The sequence below is a fragment of the Qaidamihabitans albus genome (assembly GCF_016464705.1).
Lineage (GTDB): Bacteria > Actinomycetota > Actinomycetes > Mycobacteriales > Pseudonocardiaceae > Qaidamihabitans > Qaidamihabitans albus.
Genome location: NZ_JAEHOB010000059.1, coordinates 1 through 454 on the forward strand (window position 1 = coordinate 1; position 454 = coordinate 454).

The 454-nt window shown below is 74.2% G+C and carries 1 protein-coding gene; it reads left to right on the plus strand.

All coding sequences use genetic code 11. The annotated features are described in order from the left end of the window. Nucleotides 1-29: 29 nt before the first annotated feature. A partial coding sequence (locus tag JAP66_RS31820) for a DUF222 domain-containing protein (protein WP_199435579.1) occupies nt 30-454 on the plus strand: 425 nt, incomplete at its 3' end.

Below are 454 nucleotides of genomic sequence, written 5' to 3' on the forward strand. Positions count from 1 at the left end.
ACTGGCCGCCGGTCACATCGCCGGTGAGCATGTCCGGGTCTTTGACGCGGATCTTCGGCGGCTGCCCGGGTGCGGTGCCCGCCCCGGCGCGGGCCGAGTCGCAGCGGCATCTGCTGGAACTGGCCACGCAGGCGACACCGGACGAGGTGCGTGCGGCGGGGCGGCGTCTGCGCGGCTACTGGGACGCGCAGGGCGGCCCACCCGCCGGCGAGGACCTCGCCGCACCGGCCCGCGAGTTCCGTTGCCGGCACAAGCGCAACGGAGACCTCGAGTTCTCCGGCCACCTCGACGCGGAGACCGGCGCCACCCTGGAAGGCCTGTTCACCGCGCTGGTCAAAACCCCGGCCTCGGGACGGGGACGGCCGTCCCGATCCGCGCAGCATCCAGGCCCGCCACGGCGATGCCCTGGCCGAGATCATCGAATGCGCTGCCCGCGCCGAGGACACCAGCGTCC